This window comes from Vibrio sp. 1S139, from assembly GCF_041439475.1.
In the GTDB taxonomy this organism is placed as follows: Bacteria; Pseudomonadota; Gammaproteobacteria; order Enterobacterales; family Vibrionaceae; genus Vibrio; species Vibrio crassostreae_C.
In genome coordinates this window covers 1-2891 of record NZ_JBGOOD010000134.1, presented here as the reverse complement: position 1 = coordinate 2891, position 2891 = coordinate 1, and the positions used below count along the sequence as shown (strand labels likewise).

Sequence of the window (2891 nt, the reverse complement as noted above, 5' to 3'; positions counted from 1 at the left end):
TTGCCATTTCAACTCTCCTTTGGGTTGGAGAGATGATCTTATTCTTCGTGCTGAAGGATTAGAATGCGGGGTTCGTGACACGCTTACAGTTTTTATTCATTCCCGTTTAGAAGATAACTAGCTAAATAGAGATACTTAGCTAGTTAGTGATTAAAGGAGTATTGATAGATTAAGCCGGAACAGTACCATCGAGATTTAACCCAAGCTTTTTCCTATTTGCCAAAATTTTATCAACTGAATTTTTTAGTGGAGTTGATCCGTCGTTTATATTCTGAACTGAACGTACCATTCCAATCGCTTGTGACATAGCTGCTAGCCTATCTTCTCCGGGAATATCCTGTGAAACTTCTAGTACGAGTTCAGTTTCACTAATATTATAGCGTTTCATCCTGTCTACAGCGCGTAGTTCACATTCTGCGCGATAATGTCTACCTACAGCCATTTCTAGTTTCCTCATAAGACACAGTTGGATTTATAAAACTTCAAAGCGGCGTCTCTTATCACTCTGAAAGTTCATTTTTGAATTTGGATATTCATCTTTTCGTCAGATTTAATATATGATGAACCAATCAGTATTGCTAGGTACGCAAAAGGCACCCCAAGCAATGCTTGATAAATTGATTTGTTTTTGGTTTGTAATTTAGGAAGAGCAGCTATGCCACGAATACCCCCACACGAAAAAAATATGATTGACTTCATCGACGAGCGATTGACATCTGAGATAGTTGTTTGGCAGGCCGTGAAAAATGGATGGTATGAAAAAGTTAAGGCACTAAAAGAATCCTTTGACTCGATATTTGATATGCTGAAGAAAAATAGCGAACTGCCCTTTGAAGCAGGAGATGAGTTACGCTTTAGAGAAGCTTTATTTGATTTGATAGCTATGCGCCACTGTGGAAGTGTTTATGAGTACAAGGGGTATTTGCGTAGTTTTTTTCAAAAGTATCCAAAGGAGCATGAAGCGACTATAAATTATATTTGGGAAATGACTCGTGACGAGAGAGGTGTCCTGCCAGCACTTAGCCTATCTTGGAGTACCATATTGAACAAAGGGGAAAGTTATCCCCATGAAACTCTCAAAATTTATGTAGACTTTCTTTGGCATCGAATGATTTCAGACGCAAATTTCTCTCCAAATTTATCGCCTAGTATGAGTGAAGAACAGAAACAATACTGGAATAGCAATGAGTCTTTACTGAATGAAGAGATAGAACCAGATAAAGCTCAGATGGCGATTGATGACTGGAACTCCATGACCGAAAAAAACTTAGCACTCGGTTCATGTATAGAAGGTTTCTATTACGATGGTGATGAATCATTATCAGTGATTGAAGGACATACAATGCAAGGTTTCCACCTTGTCGCTTTACCAAAAGAAATTGACGAAGCTATGTTTGATGCCACTATGGAGTATATAAAGTCATATCTATTCAAGAAACAAATGCCGATAAAAACCCTAAAAGATATATACACATACTACCTGCCTACCAACATACGTTCTGAGACTTATAAAAGACAAGTTATAAAAAATAAAAGCATGATATCAATGTTATTCGTAGGTTTGTTTTGTGACAGGCTTTATGAGACTAAAGAAGTTATGTGGAAGAGAAGAGAATCAGGTAAGAAACAGGTTGAAACCTTGTATGACGCAGCAGAGTGTGTAGCAGAGTTTTTCACAAATATAGGCTTTAAGTATCAAGCGGAATCAGTGATTAATGCGAGAAAGAAACTCCTAAGGATACTAAACGAACTAGATGTAAATTATTACTAAGATATCAGTCATGACTTTGCCAAAATGCTGGATAGTACACTCTGGGACAAGAGCGCCTTAGTGCTACGACTCTAAAACGTTTGTGCTCCAAAGTTGCTTAGACCTCTTACTCATTCGCATCCTTTTCATTTGATTACTTTTAACCGTACGCTCGCCTTTTTGCACATTTCTCGTTGTAAACCACAACCTTCCTAATGTTGCATTATGGGGCTGCTCGACTCATGGACTAGTTATTGACTAATAATTCAGTGGCTATTCAGTCTTCTAGGAGGTTAGTAGTGACATAAAGTTCGACCAAGTTAAGCAAATGGCTTTCTATCCAAGTATCTAAATTACATGTTGTTATTAGAGATTGTTTTGTTTCAGTTTCATATAGATCAAAAACGTCTTTTGAGTATATAAACTCAACTATATCAACTCTTCTCTTCTTTTGAAAAGTTGAAATGGATTCTTTAAATTGCGACTTGTCTAAATCACCATATTCATCAACAAATACCTCTTGACTGTATTTTAGAACAAGTTTATCCAAGTATTCATTCGTCAGTAGATACCTCGATAGATGATAATCAAGTAAGTGTTCTTGAATGTTTTCTCTAAGAGTTATCCCCGATTTTTTATAAAAACTGGGATTGTCAAGTAAAATAGTCAAGTTATCTTGCAGATCTTCTATTATATAGCCTCGATTGACTCCAAAAATTGAGCAATAATCTACAAACTCCTCACTTTCATGATAATTATCAATAAAACACTGAAGTAGTCTACTATTGACTTTCTCATTTTCTGACATGAATATTTTTTTAAATAACGACATAAGGTTACTCAGGTATATAGAGTTATTAAAATGATCTCATCATATTGCATAAAGTCGGAACACTATACAACTTGCATCTAATTTGTGAGCCTTGTATCATAAATATAGGCTTTTAATTTTTGAACGAATTGAATAGCCATCGACTTAGTAGATTTTAACAAGCCAGATTTTACACAAAGTCAACTTTTCTGAAGCACGCAACTATGGGCACAACCCCTAACTAAAAATGTCTATTTTTTAGTTGTTTAGGATGTTCTCATAGACAGGATCTTAAGAGCTAACTTGTTTATTTAGATAGAAAAAAGGCTT

3 protein-coding genes are annotated in these 2891 nt (G+C 35.8%); 1 reads left to right on the top strand and 2 read right to left on the bottom strand.

Going from position 1 to position 2891, the window contains the following annotated elements:
* Nucleotides 1–169: 169 nt before the first annotated feature.
* Nucleotides 170–442 carry a hypothetical protein gene (locus ACED46_RS21600; protein WP_269995477.1) on the bottom strand — a complete coding sequence of 91 codons (273 nt, stop codon included), beginning with the start codon at nt 440–442 and terminating at the stop codon, nt 170–172.
* Between the two features lie 243 nt (nt 443–685).
* Between ACED46_RS21600 and ACED46_RS21595 the strand changes: the two genes are divergently transcribed.
* Nucleotides 686–1771 (top strand): hypothetical protein, encoded by a 1086-nt coding sequence (locus ACED46_RS21595; RefSeq protein ID WP_371722427.1) that lies wholly within the window; start codon nt 686–688, stop codon nt 1769–1771.
* Nucleotides 1772–2027: 256 nt separating this feature from the next.
* On the opposite strand, the gene ACED46_RS21590 is transcribed toward ACED46_RS21595, so the two are convergent.
* A complete protein-coding gene (locus ACED46_RS21590) occupies nt 2028–2558 on the bottom strand; it encodes a hypothetical protein (RefSeq protein WP_371722426.1) in 531 nt (176 codons plus the stop codon).
* Nucleotides 2559–2891: the final 333 nt, after the last annotated feature.